Annotated in this window: 20 protein-coding genes; 4 read left to right on the top strand and 16 right to left on the bottom strand. The window is 65.8% G+C overall.

Annotation, left to right across the window (positions count from 1 at the left end; genetic code table 11):
- Position 1 precedes the first annotated feature (1 nt).
- The 11 genes from ACNO8X_RS13175 to ACNO8X_RS13125 form a co-directional block, all read right to left on the bottom strand.
- Positions 2 to 757 (bottom strand): NUMOD3 domain-containing DNA-binding protein, encoded by a 756-nt coding sequence (locus ACNO8X_RS13175; protein WP_418005646.1) that lies wholly within the window; start codon positions 755 to 757, stop codon positions 2 to 4.
- A gap of 25 nt (positions 758 to 782) precedes the next feature.
- The gene (gene nrdE, locus ACNO8X_RS13170; protein ID WP_418005645.1) at positions 783 to 2,951 is read right to left on the bottom strand and encodes a class 1b ribonucleoside-diphosphate reductase subunit alpha; all 2,169 of its coding nucleotides are present in this window, start codon (positions 2,949 to 2,951) and stop codon (positions 783 to 785) included.
- Positions 2,918 to 3,361 (bottom strand): class Ib ribonucleoside-diphosphate reductase assembly flavoprotein NrdI, encoded by a 444-nt coding sequence (gene nrdI, locus ACNO8X_RS13165; RefSeq protein WP_418005644.1) that lies wholly within the window; start codon positions 3,359 to 3,361, stop codon positions 2,918 to 2,920. The genes nrdE and nrdI overlap by 34 nt, the downstream gene beginning before the upstream one ends.
- A 31-nt stretch (positions 3,362 to 3,392) precedes the next feature.
- A complete protein-coding gene (gene nrdH, locus ACNO8X_RS13160) occupies positions 3,393 to 3,632 on the bottom strand; it encodes a glutaredoxin-like protein NrdH (RefSeq protein WP_020104016.1) in 240 nt (79 codons plus the stop codon).
- Between the two features lie 537 nt (positions 3,633 to 4,169).
- On the bottom strand, positions 4,170 to 4,499 hold the full coding sequence (locus ACNO8X_RS13155; protein ID WP_418005883.1) for a hypothetical protein: 330 nt from the start codon (positions 4,497 to 4,499) through the stop codon (positions 4,170 to 4,172).
- A gap of 32 nt (positions 4,500 to 4,531) precedes the next feature.
- A complete protein-coding gene (locus ACNO8X_RS13150; protein ID WP_418005643.1) occupies positions 4,532 to 5,467 on the bottom strand; it encodes a metallophosphoesterase family protein in 936 nt (311 codons plus the stop codon).
- The gene (locus ACNO8X_RS13145; RefSeq protein ID WP_418005641.1) at positions 5,464 to 5,940 is read right to left on the bottom strand and encodes a cupredoxin domain-containing protein; all 477 of its coding nucleotides are present in this window, start codon (positions 5,938 to 5,940) and stop codon (positions 5,464 to 5,466) included. The genes ACNO8X_RS13150 and ACNO8X_RS13145 overlap by 4 nt, the downstream gene beginning before the upstream one ends.
- Positions 5,941 to 6,018: 78 nt before the next feature.
- Positions 6,019 to 6,726, bottom strand: a complete 708-nt coding sequence (locus tag ACNO8X_RS13140) for a Rieske (2Fe-2S) protein (RefSeq protein WP_418005640.1) — start codon at positions 6,724 to 6,726, stop codon at positions 6,019 to 6,021.
- The gene (locus ACNO8X_RS13135) at positions 6,723 to 7,268 is read right to left on the bottom strand and encodes an RNA polymerase sigma factor (protein WP_043395129.1); all 546 of its coding nucleotides are present in this window, start codon (positions 7,266 to 7,268) and stop codon (positions 6,723 to 6,725) included. The genes ACNO8X_RS13140 and ACNO8X_RS13135 overlap by 4 nt, the downstream gene beginning before the upstream one ends.
- Positions 7,269 to 7,386: 118 nt before the next feature.
- A complete protein-coding gene (locus ACNO8X_RS13130) occupies positions 7,387 to 8,664 on the bottom strand; it encodes a PucR family transcriptional regulator (RefSeq protein ID WP_418005639.1) in 1,278 nt (425 codons plus the stop codon).
- A gap of 123 nt (positions 8,665 to 8,787) precedes the next feature.
- Complete coding sequence (locus ACNO8X_RS13125; RefSeq protein WP_418005638.1) at positions 8,788 to 9,327, bottom strand: NADPH-dependent FMN reductase; 540 nt, start codon at positions 9,325 to 9,327, stop codon at positions 8,788 to 8,790.
- A 147-nt stretch (positions 9,328 to 9,474) separates the two neighbouring features.
- On the opposite strand from ACNO8X_RS13125, the gene ACNO8X_RS13120 reads away from it, so the two are divergent.
- The 3 genes from ACNO8X_RS13120 to ACNO8X_RS13110 are packed head-to-tail and all read left to right on the top strand — an operon-like array spanning position 9,475 to position 12,255.
- The gene (locus ACNO8X_RS13120; protein WP_418005882.1) at positions 9,475 to 10,065 is read left to right on the top strand and encodes a helix-turn-helix domain-containing protein; all 591 of its coding nucleotides are present in this window, start codon (positions 9,475 to 9,477) and stop codon (positions 10,063 to 10,065) included.
- A 1-nt stretch (position 10,066) separates the two neighbouring features.
- On the top strand, positions 10,067 to 11,092 hold the full coding sequence (locus ACNO8X_RS13115) for a DNA polymerase IV (protein ID WP_418005881.1): 1,026 nt from the start codon (positions 10,067 to 10,069) through the stop codon (positions 11,090 to 11,092).
- Between the two features lie 2 nt (positions 11,093 to 11,094).
- Positions 11,095 to 12,255: an AAA family ATPase gene (locus tag ACNO8X_RS13110; RefSeq protein ID WP_418005636.1), complete on the top strand. Its 1,161-nt coding sequence runs from the start codon at positions 11,095 to 11,097 to the stop codon at positions 12,253 to 12,255.
- 3 nt (positions 12,256 to 12,258) lie between these two features.
- Here the strand turns inward: ACNO8X_RS13110 and ACNO8X_RS13105 are convergent, their stop codons facing one another.
- Positions 12,259 to 13,131, bottom strand: a complete 873-nt coding sequence (locus ACNO8X_RS13105; protein ID WP_418005635.1) for an SDR family oxidoreductase — start codon at positions 13,129 to 13,131, stop codon at positions 12,259 to 12,261.
- Between the two features lie 9 nt (positions 13,132 to 13,140).
- Positions 13,141 to 13,773: a TetR/AcrR family transcriptional regulator gene (locus ACNO8X_RS13100; RefSeq protein ID WP_418005634.1), complete on the bottom strand. Its 633-nt coding sequence runs from the start codon at positions 13,771 to 13,773 to the stop codon at positions 13,141 to 13,143.
- 118 nt (positions 13,774 to 13,891) lie between these two features.
- On the opposite strand from ACNO8X_RS13100, the gene ACNO8X_RS13095 reads away from it, so the two are divergent.
- Positions 13,892 to 15,373 carry a cytochrome P450 gene (locus ACNO8X_RS13095; RefSeq protein WP_418005633.1) on the top strand — a complete coding sequence of 494 codons (1,482 nt, stop codon included), beginning with the start codon at positions 13,892 to 13,894 and terminating at the stop codon, positions 15,371 to 15,373.
- Between the two features lie 76 nt (positions 15,374 to 15,449).
- On the opposite strand, the gene ACNO8X_RS13090 is transcribed toward ACNO8X_RS13095, so the two are convergent.
- The 3 genes from ACNO8X_RS13090 to ACNO8X_RS13080 form a co-directional block, all read right to left on the bottom strand.
- A complete protein-coding gene (locus ACNO8X_RS13090; protein ID WP_418005632.1) occupies positions 15,450 to 15,932 on the bottom strand; it encodes a homocitrate synthase in 483 nt (160 codons plus the stop codon).
- A 154-nt stretch (positions 15,933 to 16,086) separates the two neighbouring features.
- Entirely contained in the window at positions 16,087 to 16,893 is an 807-nt protein-coding gene (locus ACNO8X_RS13085) for a Fic/DOC family protein (protein WP_418005631.1), read from the bottom strand.
- Positions 16,893 to 17,876: a putative nucleotidyltransferase substrate binding domain-containing protein gene (locus tag ACNO8X_RS13080; RefSeq protein WP_418005630.1), complete on the bottom strand. Its 984-nt coding sequence runs from the start codon at positions 17,874 to 17,876 to the stop codon at positions 16,893 to 16,895. The genes ACNO8X_RS13085 and ACNO8X_RS13080 overlap by 1 nt, the downstream gene beginning before the upstream one ends.
- Positions 17,877 to 17,897: the final 21 nt, after the last annotated feature.

The raw sequence follows: 17,897 nt of genomic DNA, 5'->3' as shown, positions 1-17,897 counted from the left end.
CTCAACTCGAGTCTTCAATGCAGTACTGGCAGGTGTCTTTCTTGATTCCGCGATTTGTGTGGTGTCGGGTATGTGCACTACGTCGACTCGACGGCATCGGCCGGCCTTTTAGAGCCGCTGACAGTTTGGCGCGCGTTTCTTCGCTCGCACTCCGACCAAAATTGGGGTTTCCAGCGCCTTTCCGCTGCTCTGAAAGCTTGGCCTTGGCCTCGTCCGACATCACATGGCCGAAACTGGGGTGGTCAGCACCAAACTTCCCGTAGTTGGGATTGTCAGCACCGACGTTCGTGCCTTTACGTGTCACCGACCACTTCGCTCGTTGCTCGGCGGAGTGCGTCCGCTGATAGAACGGGTTCTCCTCGCCGAATCGGCTGGGAACCTTCCGACCGGTCGATCGAATCCTCGCCGCCTCTCGCATCTCCGCGGTCCACACAACGCCCGTCGGTCCGAGTCCACCGTCCGCGAGGTTCAGCAGTGGATGACCCTCCTGGCGAAGAAGCGATATCCACGCAATCTCGGCCTCGCCGAGCTCGTCGAGTCCGTCTGTCCAGTCCAGCGGATCCACGATCAGATCTTCGCGCTGCTGCTTACGCAACCAGTCATAGAACGGCGTCTTTGTCTCGGTACCAGCGACTTTCAGATGCTGCCGCAGCCGCACCTGTGCCGTTTTTGTCGTAAGGCCGACATAGCGATAAACAGACTCCGACCGGAGCCTGATCCCATAGATCAGGCCTCCGGTCGGAGTTCTGGCAGTCATGAATCCCGCTGTCAGCAACCAAGTATCACAGCATGCAGCTGACGCAATTCTCCACGGCCGTCCCTTCCAAGGCCATCTGGCGGAGCCGGATGTAGTACAGCGTTTTGATGCCCTTGCGCCAGGCGTAGATCTGCGCCTTGTTGACGTCACGAGTACTGGCTGTGTCCTTGAAGAACAGCGTCAGCGAAAGCCCTTGGTCCACATGCTGAGTGGCCGCGGCGTAGGTGTCGATGATCTTCTCGTAGCCGATCTCGTACGCGTCCTGGTAGTATTCCAGGTTGTCGTTGGTGAGGTACGGCGCCGGGTAGTAGACGCGGCCGATCTTGCCTTCCTTGCGGATCTCGATCTTCGACGCGACCGGGTGGATCGAGCTCGTCGAGTGGTTGATGTACGAGATCGAGCCCGTCGGGGGAACGGCCTGCAGGTTCTGGTTGTAGATGCCGTGCGCCTGCACCAACTCCTTCAGTGAACGCCAATCGTCTTGCGTCGGAATGTGAATGCCGGCGTCGGCGAAGATCTGGCGGACCTTGTCAGTCTTCGGTGTCCACTCTTGCTCGGTGTACTTGTCGAAGAACTCACCCGAGGCGTACTTCGACTTCTCGAACCCACCGAACTTCGTACCGCGTTCGATCGCAATGCGATTCGAGGCGCGCAGCGCGTGGAAGAGCACCGTGTAGAAGTAGATGTTGGTGAAGTCGATGCCCTCGTCAGAGCCGTAGTAAATCTGCTCGCGAGCGAGGTAGCCGTGCAGGTTCATCTGGCCAAGGCCGATGGCGTGAGAGTCGTTGTTGCCCTGCTCGATCGACGGCACCGACCAGATGTGGGTCTGATCCGACACTGCGGTGAGCGCGCGGATCGACACCTCGATGGTCTGCGCGAAGTCCGGCGAATCCATGGCCTTCGCGATGTTCAGCGAGCCCAGGTTGCACGAGATGTCCTTGCCGACCTTGGCGTAGGACAGGTCCTCGTTGAACTCCGACGGGGTGGAGACCTGCAGGATCTCCGAGCACAGGTTGGAGTGGGTGATCTTGCCGGCAATCGGATTCGCCCGGTTCACCGTGTCCTCGTACATGATGTACGGGTAGCCCGACTCGAACTGCAGCTCGGCGAGGGTCTGGAAGAACTCGCGGGCCTTGATCTTGGTCTTCCGGATGGCGCCGTTGTCGACCATCTCGTAGTACTTCTCGGTGACGTTGACGTCGGCGAACGGCACCCCGTAGACCTTCTCCACGTCGTACGGCGAGAAGAGGTACATGTCCTCGTTCTTCTTGGCCAGCTCGAAGGTGATGTCCGGGATGACGACGCCCAGCGAGAGCGTCTTGATCCGGATCTTCTCGTCGGCGTTCTCGCGCTTGGTGTCGAGGAAGCGGTAGATGTCGGGGTGGTGCGCGTGCAGGTACACCGCACCCGCGCCCTGACGGGCACCGAGCTGGTTGGCGTAGGAGAACGAGTCCTCCAGCAGCTTCATGATCGGGATGACACCCGAGGACTGGTTCTCGATGTTCTTGATCGGCGCACCGTGCTCGCGAATGTTGCTGAGCAGCAACGCAACTCCGCCGCCGCGCTTGGACAGCTGCAGCGCCGAGTTGATGGAGCGGCCGATGGACTCCATGTTGTCCTCGATGCGCAGCAGGAAGCACGACACGGGCTCGCCGCGCTGCTTCTTGCCCGAGTTGAGGAACGTCGGGGTGGCCGGCTGGAACCGGCCGTCGATGATCTCGTCGACCAGCTTCTCGGCCAGCTCGGTGTCACCGGCGGCCAGCGTGAGGGCCACCATGACGACGCGGTCCTCGAAGCGCTCCAGGTAGCGCTTGCCGTCGAAGGTCTTGAGCGTGTAGCTGGTGTAGTACTTGAACGCACCCAAAAACGTTGGGAAACGGAACTTCTTGGCGAAGGCCCGGTCCAGCAGCTCTTTGACGAAGTTGCGGCTGTACTGGTCGAGCACCTCGCGCTCGTAGTACTCCTTCTCGATCAGGTAATCGAGCTTCTCATCCTGGCTGTGGAAGAACACCGTGTTCTGGTTCACGTGCTGCAGGAAGTACTCCCGCGCTGCGAGCGCATCCTTGTCGAACTGGATCTTGCCGTCCGCGTCGTACAGGTTGAGCATCGCGTTGAGAGCGTGGTAGTCGCTCTCACCGGGCAGCGCGTGCGTGGTTGCGGCTACCGGTTCTGCAGCTGTGACGGTTGGTGGCACGAGAGTTCCTTCCAGAAGTCTTCCAGACCCTCACGAACGGCAGTGACGTCGTCCGGGGTTCCCATGAGTTCGAGGCGGTAGAGGTACGGAACACCGCACTTACGGGAGACCACATTGCCCGCGTAGGCGAATTCAGCACCAAAGTTGTTGTTGCCCGCGGCAATAACGCCACGGATCAACGACCTGTTGTGTTCATTGTTGAGGAAAGCGATGACCTGCTTCGGTACGTAGCCACCGTCGTTGACGTCCGGGGTGGCCCGCCCGCCGCCGTAGGTCGGCAGCACCAGGACGTAGGGTTCGTCGACCTCGACGCGGCCATGCAGGGGGATGCGAGTGGCCGGGATACCCAGCTTCTGGACGAAGCGGTGGGTGTTCTCCGACACGCTGGAGAAGTAGACGAGATTGCTCACTGTTCCTTCTCCTCCCCCGGTTGGTTGGTTGCTAGGCGGTGACCGCCACGGTGCTGAGCGCCTTGATCCGGTCGGGGCGGAAGCCCGACCAGTGCTCGCTGTCGGTCACCACGACCGGGGCCTGCAGGTAGCCGAGCGCCAGCACGTACTCACGAGCTTCATCATCGATGCTGATGTCGACCTTCTCGTAAGCGATGCCCGCCTTGTCCAGCGCCTTGTAGGTGGCGTTGCACTGCACACATGCCGGCTTGGTGTACACGGTGACGGTCATCTCGGTACGACTCCTCTTCGAAGGCCTGGAAGCTGAACTGAACATGGCTGGCAACTGACGGGTTATCGCTTTCCGCTGATATCCCCATCTGGATCAGCGGCCCGGCAATCCCTGAAATTCCCGCATCTCCGGTCGTCCTGAGCCGCTCCGCCAGTACGTCCGAGAATCCCTGAGAATCCCCGCCCGACTGATTTTCCGGCCCCGGCCGACCCTCAATTCGTTGGGGCCTGTCGGTCCGTCAAACACTACACCTAGTGGGCGACAAACCGAACAGATACAAGATGTTCTGAACAACATTCGTGAAATTCCCAGGTCGTAAGGCTGATACCGAGACACTCTCCCGGCGTGTCGCACATCACACCCGGGGGCGTGTCGCGCTCCAACTACCGGTTTATCACCAGCCACCGACAAGTTGCGGCGACGCGCCGCCTGCGACACGCCGGACCCCGTCCGACGGAAGTCGCCAGCTACGCCGATTCCCGCGCGACAGACGCCACAGCTGTGGTACAGCCGTGACGGACGTGACAAATGCGACTATCACCCCCGCGTGGCACGTACCGCCCACACCCCTGCCGCCAGCACGGCCACCGCTTCGGCGACCACACTGAGGACTGCATACGGTACCGGCTCCCAACCCGTCTCCACGAATCCGAACAATCCGACTGTTCGCGACATGCCGAAGGCCGCCAGCGCCCCCGCCGACAGCAGGCCCGACGCCCAGCCGAACCACCGCGGAGCACCCACCGCCAGCAATGCCCCGACGGCACAGAACACCGACGCCTGCACCAGGAAGCCGGTGCCGACCGTCGGGATGTGCCGGTACCCGTGCAGATAGAGGTACGCGTGCAGCACGCCGCTCGCCAGCATGGCCGCTGCGATCACGAGACGGTAGACAAGAGTCACAGCAGGGTCCGTTCCTTGAGCGCGAGCGCCTGCTGGCCGGTCTGGTAGCTGACCTCACGGATACCGAGCGCGTCGTGCAGCTTGCCGGCCGGCAGCGTCAGCGGTTTCGGCGCCGGACCGTCCCCGGGATGCGGCAGCGGATAGGCAGTGGTGGTCCCGCTGTGGAAGGTGATGTTGCCTTCCGTCTTGGAAAACACCTGGTGCACATGGCCGTTGAGGCAGGTCACCGACGCGAACCGCTTCAGGTAGCTCAACGCCTGCGCGGAGTCGTCGGTCCCCCAGCCCCAATCGGGGTACATCGCGAACAGCGGGATGTGGCTGAACACCACGACCGGCGTATCACTGGACAGCGAGGCGACGTCCTTCTCCACGAATTCGAGCTGATCGACGCCCAGGTGACCGAGCTTCTTGAGGTTCAGGGTGTTCACCAGAGCGATGACATGAACCCCGGCGATATCGAAGCTGTACCAACCGTCACCGCGGGTGCCCGCCCCAAACGCCTGCCGGTACTTGGCCCCGGCGTCGTCGGCCGAATCATGTTCCCCCGGAACGGTGAACACGTGCGGCGTGCGCAACCCGGTCATCATCTGCCGGACCTGATCGAACTGTTCCGAGGTCGCCAGATGCGTCAGATCGCCGGTGTGGATGACGAAATCCGGGGTGTAGCCCAGGTTGTTGATGGTGTCGATGGCATGGGTGAACGAGCCCGCGACGTCGGTATTGGCGGCACCGGTGAAGCCGATGTGGCTGTCACTGACCTGCGCGAAGCGCAGCGTGGGCTGCGGCGACGGGCCGGATGAGTTGCCCGCGACATGCGACAGCACTTCCCCACCGACCACCGACAATCCGACTGCGGCGCCGAACCACGCGGTGTGCCGGAGCAATTGACGACGGTTCATCTGCTGCGGGTCGCCGGTTGCCGAGTCATTCATCGGACCACCACCGTCCCGTGCATGAAGGGATGAATCCCGCACACGTACGTGAACGTGCCGGGCGCCGCGAAGACGTAGCTGAAGGTGGCCCCGGAACCCATTGTCGGAGAGCGGAACTGGCCACCTTCGGCGACGATGTTGTGCGGGTCTTCGTCGCGGTTGGTCCAGGTCACCGTCGTTCCGGCCGGCACCGTCAGGGTGTCGGGAGCGAAGGCGAAGTTGTCGATGTTGACGGCGTTCGGCCCCGCTGGAGCCGGCGCCTGGTGGCCGGGTTCGGGCGGGGACATGGTCATCGACCCCATCGAGCCCATCGCAGGTCCGGAGCCGGCACCAGGTCCGCTCATCCCGGGCGTCCCACTGACGTCGGAGCTGAAAACAGGTGTGGGTGCTGCTTTTTGCTGCGGTGCCGTCGAGCTGCATGCGGCCAGCAGCAGGGCGGCGGCAGAGAGCGCCACCAGGGATCGTCGCGACACGACGGGAACCTCCGTAGTCGTCGGGTACGGGTGCGCCTGCGCACCCTCACCAACAGATACGGCGGCGGGTTACACGCCTCAGGCCGGCTGAGTCGGAGGAGTCGGCGCGAACACCTCGATCACGCCGCCCACCTCGCGAACATCGAACTTCGGCAAGGGTTTTGGCGCGATCGGCAGCTGATGCGTCAGGACGTGCCCATCCGTGGCGAACGACGTGGAATGGCACGGGCAGCGCAGCCGGTTGTCCGGTCCGTCGAACCAGAGCCGGCAGCCCTGGTGCGTGCAGACCCCCGAGATGCCTTGCACGTTCCCGTCGACCCTGCGCACGAACCCCACGACCGAGCCCAGGTCGAACGGATGCACGGCCCCCTCAGACACGTCGGAGCTGTCGGCGACCTTCTGCCAGCTGCCCGCGGACGGCACCATCTCCTGGCTCGCGGTGTCCGGATTCGCCGGCCCACTGCGCCCCACCAAAGCCCGGTCGACGGCCACCGCCGCGACCGCGGCGCTGGCGGCCGCGGAGGTCCCGACGATCACCTGACGACGGTTGGCACGTAGCCAGCTGGTCTTCGCCGCTGCCGCGTCGTCGCCGTCGAATTGCGCAGCCAGGCGACCCTGCAGATCGGCGAGGAATTCCGGACGCGGCTCGTCGGCACCGGGCCGGGCCGCCTGCAGGTCGATCGCCGTCCGCATCTGCGCCGCATCGAAGTCGTCGGGCTTGAACCCGGACGGCTTGCGCCCGCGCAGCAGATCGTCGAGGTACCGACGCAACCCCCGCGCGTTCATGGCTCGCCCTTCTCGTTGATCTGTGCCGCCAGCCGTAATGCCCGGTGTTGCAACACCTTTGCGTTGGCGACGCTGACACCGAGCTCCGCTGCCGATTCCTTGATCGACTTGGTCTGGAGAAATCGCAGCTCCAGTATGCGTCGATAGTTGTCCGGCAAGGCCTCCAACACCGCGGCGACGCGGTCCGGCGCGGTGCTGATCGACGGTTCCGCTTCCGGTGGCGCCTCGATATCGAGGTCGATCACGGTGATCTCCCGACCCATCGTCTCGCGCCAGTGCGCGGCGAGCACCGTGCGCGCGGTACTCCGCAGATAAGACCGCACCTCAGCGGCACTCGCCGTCAGCCGCAACGGCCGCAACGCGGCGAGGAACACCTCGGCGGTGAGGTCCTCGGCGTCGGCCTGATTGCCGACCCGCGCGTAGATCGTGCGGTACACCCACCTCGCGTTGTCCTGATAGACGGATTCCCAGTCGGGATACCGGGAATCCGACGAGACCACCCGCAGTGGGGGTCGGTGCACAGGGTCACGCTGTGCAGACACATTGGCCCCGTCTCATCGGTGCGGCCCGGCACACCCCGGGGCCACTTCGAGAAGTAGATAGCCACCGGGGTTACACGAAGGGACATCGCGCGCCAGCATGGCTCGCCGTCACCCGCCCCTACCCGCCGTCATCCGCCGGATCCAGCATTCGGTCACCGAACTGACTGCACAGCAGCAGGGCGACTTCCACGTCGAGCCGGTCGTCTTCGATGGGCCTGCCCCGGCGTTCGATCGCGCGCTGCACCCGGTACTTCACCGAGTTCGTGTGCAGATGCAACTCCTCTGCCGCGGCCTTGTTGCTGCCGCCCGCCTTCAGGAAGGCCTGCAGCGTCTCCCGCAGGCGCTGGTCGCTGACCGTCGAACAGGCCAGTGGGCCAAGCACTTCCGTGGCCCACGCAGACAGCGCGTCGACGTTCGACCCCAGCAGCGCCGCGAGCGCGACACCGCGGTGACCGAACGCGGTGAATCGCCGGCGCTGCGGTCCCGACGCCACGGCGACGATGCGGGCATCTTCGGCCTGCCGGTGTGACAGCCGAAAGCCGGCGACGCCGGACTGCGGGGTGCCGACCGCCACGTATGGGCCCTCGGCCGGCACCAGGCTGCCCAGCCACGTCACCGCCTCATCCATCACTGCCGCGGGCACCGCGACCCAGGCCCACGCCGTGGCCCGATCAACCGAGATGAACAGTGGAGAATCTGCCGCGCCGATCGATGCGGCGAACTGCTGGACCAGGCGCTCCATCTCGGCCAGCCGATCCTCGGAGTCGTCGCACCACAAGACCACTGCGAGGTGGGTGCGCTGCAGCGGGTACCGGATCGCCACCGTCGCGGTGTCGATGTCGACGTCGCCACCGGCAAGTAGTTCACGAATCTCTGTGATACGCACGCTATTTCGGTTCTCCAGCCAGCTCTCCCGAGCCTGCTGGTAGACCTCGACCACCTCTTGGGAGATCCGGTCGATGTAGTTGAACGAGATCGTCGACATCACGTCGAACACGTCCAACCCCAGTCGCGGATCGAGGTCCGCGGTCCGGATCTCCTCCAGCACAGCTTTCAACACCGCCTGATGACCCAGTCGGTACGACCGGACCAGCACATTGGCCGAGATGTCCCGTTGCGCCAGTCGGCGCGCGTGTTCGATCGCGGCCGCCGGAGCGTGCAGGAGGTCGATCGAGATACCGTGCCGGGCTGCGGCGAAGAACGCGTCGATGTTCGCGGCGACCGAATCGCCCAGAATCTGCTGCAGTTGTTCCTCGTCGCGCAGCTCGGCGATATCGGACACCAGCTGATCCGAGACCGAGCGCGTGATGTCGGTGAGGCGAGTGTCCAGCCGCGTGCCGATTCCGGCCACCGCTTGGGTCAACGCGTCATCGTTGCGGTCCCCGCCACCGGCCATTAGCTGCCTGTTCTCCCGGCCACCCCCAAACCGTAGTTCGTCGTCAGTCCTTTTGTCCCCGAAGGACGACAAAGGGCCGTCGGCATCCGTTCCCGGATGCCGACGGCCCTGCCAGTTCTTGGGTCAGCCGACCTCGGCGGCCAACTTGGCGATCACCTCGCGCACGCCATCGACAACCTCCGCAGCCTCCCGCGGATGTTTGCCGTCGAACGCCGAAGCCGGCAGCGACAACTTGACGTCCACGACATCCGCACCGGCGATGCCGAACGACTTGCGCGTCTCGTCGTGCGCCCACACACCGCCGTACTGCCCGAGCGCGGTACCGATCACGGCCAACGGCTTGCCGCTGACGGCACCGGCGCCATAGGGGCGGGACAGCCAGTCGATCGCGTTCTTCAAGACGGCGGGAATGGTGCCGTTGTACTCCGGCGTCACGGCCAGGATGGCGTCGGCGTCGCCCGCGATCTGGCGCAGCGCGACCACCGCTTCGGGCAGTGACTCGTTGTCCAGGTCTTCGTTGTAGAACGGCAGGTCGGCCAGCCCGTCTGCCACGCGTACCGTCACACCGTCTGCCGACGACTCGACCGCGACCTCGGCGAGTTGCCGGTTCAGCGAGGCCGCACGGAGGCTGCCGACCAGGACCAGGACCTTGGTTTCTGCCATTTTCTTTCCCCTAGCTTGTGTCTGTGGCCGGTTCCGGCGAACCGATCCTCGCACGAGTCAACCGGACTGTGGTCCGATTAATTCCACCTGAGCTAAAGTTTTTTCATGAGCGACGGGTTGGCGCAGCTGCGGCCGACAAACCTGCCCATGGCCGGCCTGCCGATGACACCCGCGGCGCCGGTCGAACGCGGCGACGCAGCGCGCAACCGGCTCCTGCTGCTCGACGCGGCCCGCCGACTCATCGCCGAGCGCGGCGCCGAGGCCGTCACGATGGATGACATCGCAGTCGAGGCCGGCGTCGGCAAGGGCACCTTGTTTCGCCGGTTCGGCAGCCGCTCCGGCCTGATGCTCGTACTTCTCGACGAGGACGAGCAGGTCGAGCAGAATGCCCTGATGTTCGGCCCACCCCCACTTGGACCCGGCGCACCACCACTGGAACGGCTGGTCGCCTACGGCCGTGACCGGCTCCAGTTCGTCTGGCAGCACCGTGCCCTGCTGTCCGACGCGGGGCGCGACCCGCAGAGCCGCTTCGGGGCCGCTGCCGCCGTCCACCGCACCCACGTCCGGATGCTGCTGAACTCCGCCGGCACCACGGGGAATCTGAATGCCCAGACCGATGCCCTGCTGGCCCTGCTCGAAGCCGACTACGTGAGCCACCAGCACGACGATCTCGGCCACAGCCTGCAGGCGCAGGGCGCTGCGTGGGAAAGCGTGGCGCACAAGCTTTGTGGGCACTGAGATGACGTGGGTGCTGCACGTCGACCTCGACCAGTTCCTGGCTTCCGTCGAACTGCGCCGGCACCCTGAGCTGGTCGGGCAGCCGGTCATCGTGGGTGGTAGCGGCGATCCCACCGAACCTCGCAAGGTCGTCACCTGCGCCTCCTACGAGGCAAGGGAATTCGGCGTCCACGCCGGGATGCCGCTGCGCACCGCAGCCCGCAAGTGTCCGGAGGCCGTGTTCCTGCCCTCCGACGCGCCCGCGTATGACGAAGCCTCCGAACAGGTGATGGGCCTGCTCCGCGACCTCGGACATCCGGTCGAGGTGTGGGGCTGGGACGAGGCGTATGTCGGTGCGTCCGTGGCTGATCCGTTCGAACTCGCCGAGAAGATTCGCGCCGTGATCGCCGCCGAGACCGGGCTGTCGTGCAGCGTCGGCATCAGCGACAACAAGCAGCGCGCCAAGGTCGCCACCGGATTCGGCAAGCCGGCCGGGGTTTTCGCCCTGTCGGCCGAGAACTGGATGACGGTGATGGGCGACCGTCCGGTCGACGCGCTCTGGGGCGTCGGCCCCAAGACCGCGAAAAAGCTTGCCGAGCTCGACATCACCACCGTCGCAGAGCTGGCCCGTACCGATGCGGAGCTGCTCACCTCGACCTTCGGCCCGACGACGGGACTGTGGATTCTGTTGCTGGCCAAGGGCGGCGGCGACAGCACCGTGACGGCCGAGCCGTGGGTGCCGCGCTCGCGCAGTCATGTGGTGACGTTCCCGCAGGACCTCACCGACACCGCCGAGATGGCAGCCGCTGTCACGGATTTGGCTCGGCGCACGCTGGACGAAATCGTCGAGCAGGGTCGGGAGGCAACCCGGGTCGCGGTGACCCTGCGCACCAAGACGTTCTTCACCCGCACCAAGATTCGTAAGTTGCCGGTTGCCGGGACCGATCTCGAGACCATCACCCGGACCGCCATCGATCTGTTGCACGAGTTCGAGCTGGACCGGCCGGTGCGGCTGCTCGGGGTACGCCTGGAACTGGAGATGCCGTAGCAGTGCTCACCACCATCGCCATCCGGGGCTACCGGTCGCTGCGCGAGATCGTGCTGCCGCTCTCGGAATTGACCGTGGTGACCGGCGCCAACGGCACGGGCAAGTCGTCGGTGTACCGGGCACTGGGACTACTGGCCGACTGCGGGCGTGGTGAGGTCATCGGATCCCTGGCCCGCGAAGGCGGGTTGCAGTCGGTGCTGTGGGCCGGCCCGGAGAACACCAGTGGGGCCCGCCGGACCGGCGCCACAGAGGGCACCGGCCGGACCCGGCCCGTGTCACTCGAACTCGGCTTCGCGGCAACCGATTTCGGCTATTTCATCGATCTCGGGCTGCCGCAGGACCCGGGCCACAACTCGATGTTCGGGCAGGACCCGGAGATCAAGCGGGAGACCGTGTTCGCGGGGCCGTCGCCCCGGCCGAGCAGTTCCTTGGTCCGTCGCACCCGGACCTACGCCGAAGTGGCCTCCGATTCGGGCCGCGGTTTCGACGAGCTGACCCGCGCCCTGCCCAGCTACCGCAGCGTGCTGGCCGAGTACGCGAACCCGGAGGCACTGCCCGAGCTGGCCGCGGTTCGGGATCGGTTGCGCGACTGGCGCTTCTACGACGGCTTCCGGGTCGACCGGGATGCGCCGGCCCGCCGCCGCCAGGTGGGTACCCGCACCCCGGTGCTCAGCGACGACGGCAGCGACCTGGCCGCCGCCGTGCAAACCATCCTCGAAGCCGGGTTCGACGATCTGCCACGGGCGGTCGGGGATGCGTTCGACGGCGCCGAGATATCGGTGAGCTCCGACGGCGGCCTGTTCGAACTGCAGCTGCACCAGCGCGGCATGCTCCGTCCGCTCCGGTCGGCAGAATTGTCCGACGGCACACTGCGATTCCTGCTCTGGGGCGCCGCCCTGCTGTCCCCCGAGCCACCTCAGCTCATGGTGCTCAATGAGCCGGAGACGTCACTGCACCCCGACCTGGTAGGTCCGCTCGCGGACATGATCGCCGCCGCCGCGCGCAAGACGCAGATCGTGGTGGTCACCCACTCGGCCAGGCTGCGCGAGCTGCTGGCCGGTTGCGACGCAAGCGAAGTCGAGCTGGTCAAGCAGTGGGGCGAAAGCCATGTCGACGGCCAGACCATGATCAGCGCGCCCCCGTGGGACTGGGGAAAGCGCTGACCCTCAGCGGTTTTGGGGCTCAGCCCGTTTGGGCCGCAGGGCCCGGGTGAACAACACGTTCACCTGACGCATCGACACGCTGTAAGGCCACCATGCCAGCCGCTTGAACAGATACAGCGCCCGGATGTCCGCCGACGTGTAGATCATGAACCGGTTCTTGGCCACCCCGGACAGCAGTTTGTCCGCGGCCTGCTCCGGCGACACCGCGTGTCCGGCGAACCTGGCCACCCAGCGCTGCACCTGCGGATCGTCGCGATCCACGCCCGCGATCTGAACCGTCTGCACCAGAGGCGTTTTCACCGCGCCGGGCACCACGACCGACACCCCGATACGGTGCCGGGCCAGGTCGAAGCGCAGCACCTCGCTCACGCCACGCAGGCCGTACTTGCTGGCACTGTAAGCGGCATGCCAGGGCAACGCGACGATGCCCGCGGCCGACGACACGTTGGCCAGGCGTCCGCCGCGGCCGGCGGCCACCATGGGCGGAACCATGGTCTCGATGACGTGGATGGGCCCCATCAGGTTGACGTCGACCATCGAGCGCCAGTGCTGATGGGTCAGGGTGCTGACGGTGCCCCAGGCCGAGATCCCGGCGATGTTGAGCACCACATCCATGGCCTCGTGCCGGCTGTGGATGTCCGCGGCGAAGGCCGCGACGGCGTCGTAGTCGGAGATGTCGAGCGCACGGCATTCGGCCACCTCACCGCCCAGTGCACGGGCATCGGCGGCGGTCTGTTCCAGACCCGAAGCGTCGCGGTCCGTCAGGAACAGGATCGCGCCCTGCTGGGCCAGCTTGAGCACGGTCGCCCGGCCGATCCCGCTGGCCGCCCCCGTCACGAAACACTGCTTACCTGCGTAGCCGCTCCACCGCGTCATGGCCCGACCCTACACAGGCAGGTCTCCGCCACCCCATAACGCGCTGAGCCACATCCGCTCCACGACCTCGATGGCGCGCTGCGGGTCACCGTCGCGACCGATGAAGGCACTGTCGCGGGACAGCGTCAGGGCCGTCGTGGACACCAGGATCCGGACCAACCCGGGCAGATCGCCGGAGATCGGCCGGGCGCCCGTGTCCTGTTCGACGACCCCGACGATCTTGGCGATCACCCCGTCTTCGAAATCGGCCATCAAGTCGCGGATTTCTGCGTCGGTGTTCTGCGCGATGGTGCACGCCGCCATGATCGGGTCATTGCTGGCGAATACCGCCGCCGCACTGCCGACCATTCGCTTGGCGAAGGACGCCGGCGTCTCGCCCGGCTCGCGCGGCGCGAAGTTGTGGGTGAGCGAATCCAGTTCCTCCATGGCCTCGGACACGATCTTGGCCAGCACGGAGTACTTGGAGTCGAAGTAGAAGTAGAAGCCCGACCGCGCCACACCTGCCCGGGCGCTGATGGTGCTGACAGACAGGTCGGCGAACGGCTTCTCCTCCAGCAGCTCCCGGACCGCGGTGATGATGGCGTCGCGTTGCCTGTCGCCTCGGCTGCGGCCCCTGTCGACCGTCTCGACTTCAGCGCTCATGGCGCTCACGATGTCACCGCCGACACACCAATTCAAAACTTGACACGCGTCAAGTATGCCAGCCAAGATGACATCAGGTGGTGACTTTCACCACAAACTTCGCATTCAGGAGTGGTCAATGGCGACTATCAGCACCCCGAACTACCTCCTCGATCAGGCCATCCGGCGAATCAAGCCCACGCCGTCCAACCTGCCGGGCATGGGCCTCGTCGAGCAGCGACTGCGCGCCAAGAAGTGGGACGAGTTCGTGTTCGCCGAGCCGCCGGCGGGCAGCGGCCTCAAGGCGATCAAGGGCGATTCGGGACTGCCGGTCATCGGCCACCTGATCGAGGCGTTCCGCAGTGGCCCCGAGTTCGTGCTGGAGCAGTACCGCAAGCACGGTCCGTTGTACTTCGCCGACTCGCCCGCGATGTCCGCGGTCGCCGCGATGGGACCCGACGCCACTCAGGCGGTGTTCTCCAACCGCAACAAGGACTTCTCCCAGAAGGCCTGGGATCCGGTGATCGGACCGTTCTTCGAGGGCGGCCTGATGCTGCTCGACTTCGACGAGCACATGTTCCACCGCCGGATCATGCAAGAGGCCTTCACCAGGTCCAGGTTGACCGGTTACGTGTCGCACATCGACTCCGTCGCCACCAAGGTGCTGGCCACCGACTGGGTGGCCAACGATCCCCGGTTCCTGTTCCACCCCTCGGTCAAGGAACTGACCCTCGACATCGCCGCCGAGGTCTTCATGGGCATCCCGGCGGGCACCGACCACAAGCTCGTCACCACCGTCAACCAGGCCTTCACCACCACGACCCGGGCCGGCAACGCGATCGTCCGGACGCCCGTCCCTCCCCTCAAGTGGTGGCGCGGCATCCAGGCCCGCAAGACGCTGGAGGAGTACTTCTCCCGCTCGATCGCCGAGAAGCGCCGCAGCGAGAGCACCGACATGTTCAGCGTGCTCTGTCACGCCCAGGACGAGGACGGCGGCAGCTTCACCGACGACCAGATCGTCAGCCACATGATCTTCCTGATGATGGCCGCGCACGACACCTCGACGTCGACGATGACCACAATGGCCTATCACCTGGCGGCCAACCCGGAGTGGCAGGACAGGTTGCGCGAGGATTCCGCGCGCATCGGGGACGGCCCGCTGGACATCGAATCGCTGGAGAAACTCGAGACCTACGACCTGGTGATCAACGAAGCACTGCGCTTGCAGACGCCGCTGCCGTTCAACTTCCGGCGGGCAGTGCGCGACACCGAGCTGCTGGGCTACTACATCCCGGCGGGCACCGACGTCATCACCTGGCCGTCGCTCAACCACATGCTGCCCGAATTGTGGACGGCGCCCGAGAAATTCGATCCGGACCGCTTCGCCGAGCCGCGCAATGAGCACAAGTCGCACCGCTACGCGTTCGCCCCGTTCGGCGGCGGTGCGCACAAGTGCATCGGCATGGTCTTCGGCCAGCTGGAGATCAAGACCGTCATGCACCGGTTGCTGCGTCGCTACCGCCTGGAACTCCCGCACAAGGGCTACAAGCCGCGATACGACTACGGCGGCATGCCCGTGCCGATCGACGGCATGCCGATCACGCTGCGCCCCATCAGCTGATCCCCCGCCGAAACGGCATTCCAGCAGGTGCTTACTCGCACTTTCTCTGCTGGAATGCCGTTTCGGCGTCTAGAAACTAGGCGTGCAGCCGGTTGGCGCACGCGATCATCGCCCGCAGCGCCGACTGGACCGGGTCGCGGGCCCAGCCCATGGCCCACTCCGCGCGCACACCGTCGGTGCCCTGGATGAAAGTTGCGATGCCGCCGCCGACGGCGGGCAGCTGATGGAACTTGATCATCTCGACGGCCATGCCGCGCTCGTGCAGCATCGCGGTCAGGGCCGCGATGGGGCCGGTCGCGGCCGCCGTCGAGGTAGCGATGCGGTCGCCGACGGCGATGCTGGCCCGGTACCGGCGCGCAGCGGTGACGCCGCGGCGACGGTCGTCGTCGCCGGTGGTGCCCCAACTGCCGAGGCGGACCGGCCCACGCTGATGGCCGTAGTGATCGATGAAGGTGTCGTGACACATCGCTTCAGCGTGTTCGCGCAGGTCACGAGGCACGGGGCGGTCAAACAGATCCGCGAAACGCGAAGTGGTGGAGATGGCGGTGGAGGTGAACATGCGTCGGTCTTTTCTGCTCGAAAGAAGTGACCGACAGGTAGTAGCGTCCGACCCACAGCGAGGGGTCGGTCAGGATCAGACCCCGCTGTGGGTACTGGCTACTACGAGCATGTGAAGCATGGTCGCCGAGGTTAGTCCGCGACCGCGCCTCGGGTCAAGGCGATTTCACGGCCTTGTTGAGCAGCCACAGGAACGGCCGGTGGCTGGCGTGCCCGTCCCGGTGCAGCGGCGTGCTGTCCCGCGACGCGGAATACCAGGCGGCGCGGCTGATACCGGTGAAGTCCAGTTGCCGCCCGCATCGGCCGGCGAGCGCGTGCAGCAGCAGCATCCCGGTGCGCCCGTTGCCTTCCCGGAACGGGTGAATCTGGTTGTACCGGGCGTATAGCCGGGATAGTTCCCAGGCCAGCCTCGGGTTGTCGAAGCCGGCTCCGATGTCCGCCAATACTGTTGCGGTGAGCTGGATTTCAGCCAGCCGAGCCGCGACGTCAACCTGCCACGTGAACGCCGAGTTGCCGCGGCGAAGGTCGACGGTGCGCAGCTCCCCCGCCCAGGAATACACGTCACCGAAGAGCTCGCGGTGCAGGGCGCTGATATCGATGCTCGCCTCGGACTGCCTGCCGTGCCACAGCACCATTCGGCCCGCCGTCACCTGAAATTCCACCGCCGCCAGATCAGGCCCGTGTTGAATACCAAAGTTGTTGCGCAGCACCGATGTTCCGGGTATCAGGTACGGCACCCGGCGCCGGAGGAACCGGCGCCGCACCGGCGCCGACGGATACTGCTCGCGACGCCGCGTCAGGTAGTCGCCGAAATCCATGGCGCCAGAAGCCAGTGCGCCCAACTCGACAATGTGGGCGGGCTCGGGTTCCCAGCCTTCGATGCGTTGGGCGGCGAGTGTCTGCTGCACCGCGCGGTGTGCCGCGAGCGCCGTCGCGGTGGCCTCGGTGAACTCTGCCGCCATCAACGGAACGCCGACGTCGACGCGAGAAAAGTCAGCTTGCGGCTGATGCCGGCCACCTCTCGGGCCACACTGCGCAGCATGGCTCGCTCCTGCGGCGGCAGCTCCGAGAGCACCACCTGGTCACCGCCGGACCTCGACATCCACCGAAATCTCACCAACGCGGTGAAACACTCATGAAGGCTCGAAACATCTTCGGCATCAAGCACATTCGCGGCTCCGGCGGCGTCGAGCCGGCTGGGCGTCGACAGCGCGGTGGAACCGGCCGACACCGCCGCCCACCGCGCGATCTTCACCAGCGGATCGATCGCAGCCAGTTTGAGGTCGACGGCGTCGGACTGGTTGGCCAACATGCGCAGCCGGGAGGGAAACGTGGCCCGAAACGTGGTGGCGTCCTGCAGCAGGTACTGACGGACCGGGTAGTTGTCACCGGCAGCGCGCACCACCTGGGCGCGCAGTAAGTCGTCGGTCACCGTCGCGTCGGCCAGGTGGACGGCACGGGAGTCGGCGAGCACGCCGGTCATCACCACGCCGCGGTCCTGCCGCGGATCGGCTGCCCAGTGCGCGATGCCGTCAGACCACGCGCTCGCCGATCGGCAGAACCGCGGCCGGCTGGCCAGCACCCCGTTGGCATCGGCTCGCACACCGCACCGCTCCAGGACGGCGTGCACTGCGGCGGCCGCTTCCAGTGCCTCGTCCCGCCCGGCGTCGTCCGCCAGCACGACCAGGGTCTCGACGTCGGATCCCGCCACCGCCTCGCCCCGCGCGACACTGCCGGAGACGAACCACGACCATGGCATACCGACGGGCGTCAGCCGAACAGCCGCTGCGACGCCGGATCGGAGCACCTGAGACCAGGCGGCCGCGACCTCACCGGCCGGAGCCGACGCGCGTGCCGCGGCCCGCACCGCCTGCAGGCCCTGCTCGATTCCCGAGCGCAGCGCGGCGTCGTCGCCCGCCTCATCGATCGCACCGATCGCGTCCATGACGCTATTTCTATCGGACGA

The sequence above is a fragment of the Mycobacterium sp. PDNC021 genome (assembly GCF_048282635.1).
Lineage (GTDB): Bacteria > Actinomycetota > Actinomycetes > Mycobacteriales > Mycobacteriaceae > Mycobacterium > Mycobacterium llatzerense.
Note: the sequence above shows the minus strand (reverse complement) of the source record. Positions and strands in the feature narration are given on the sequence as shown.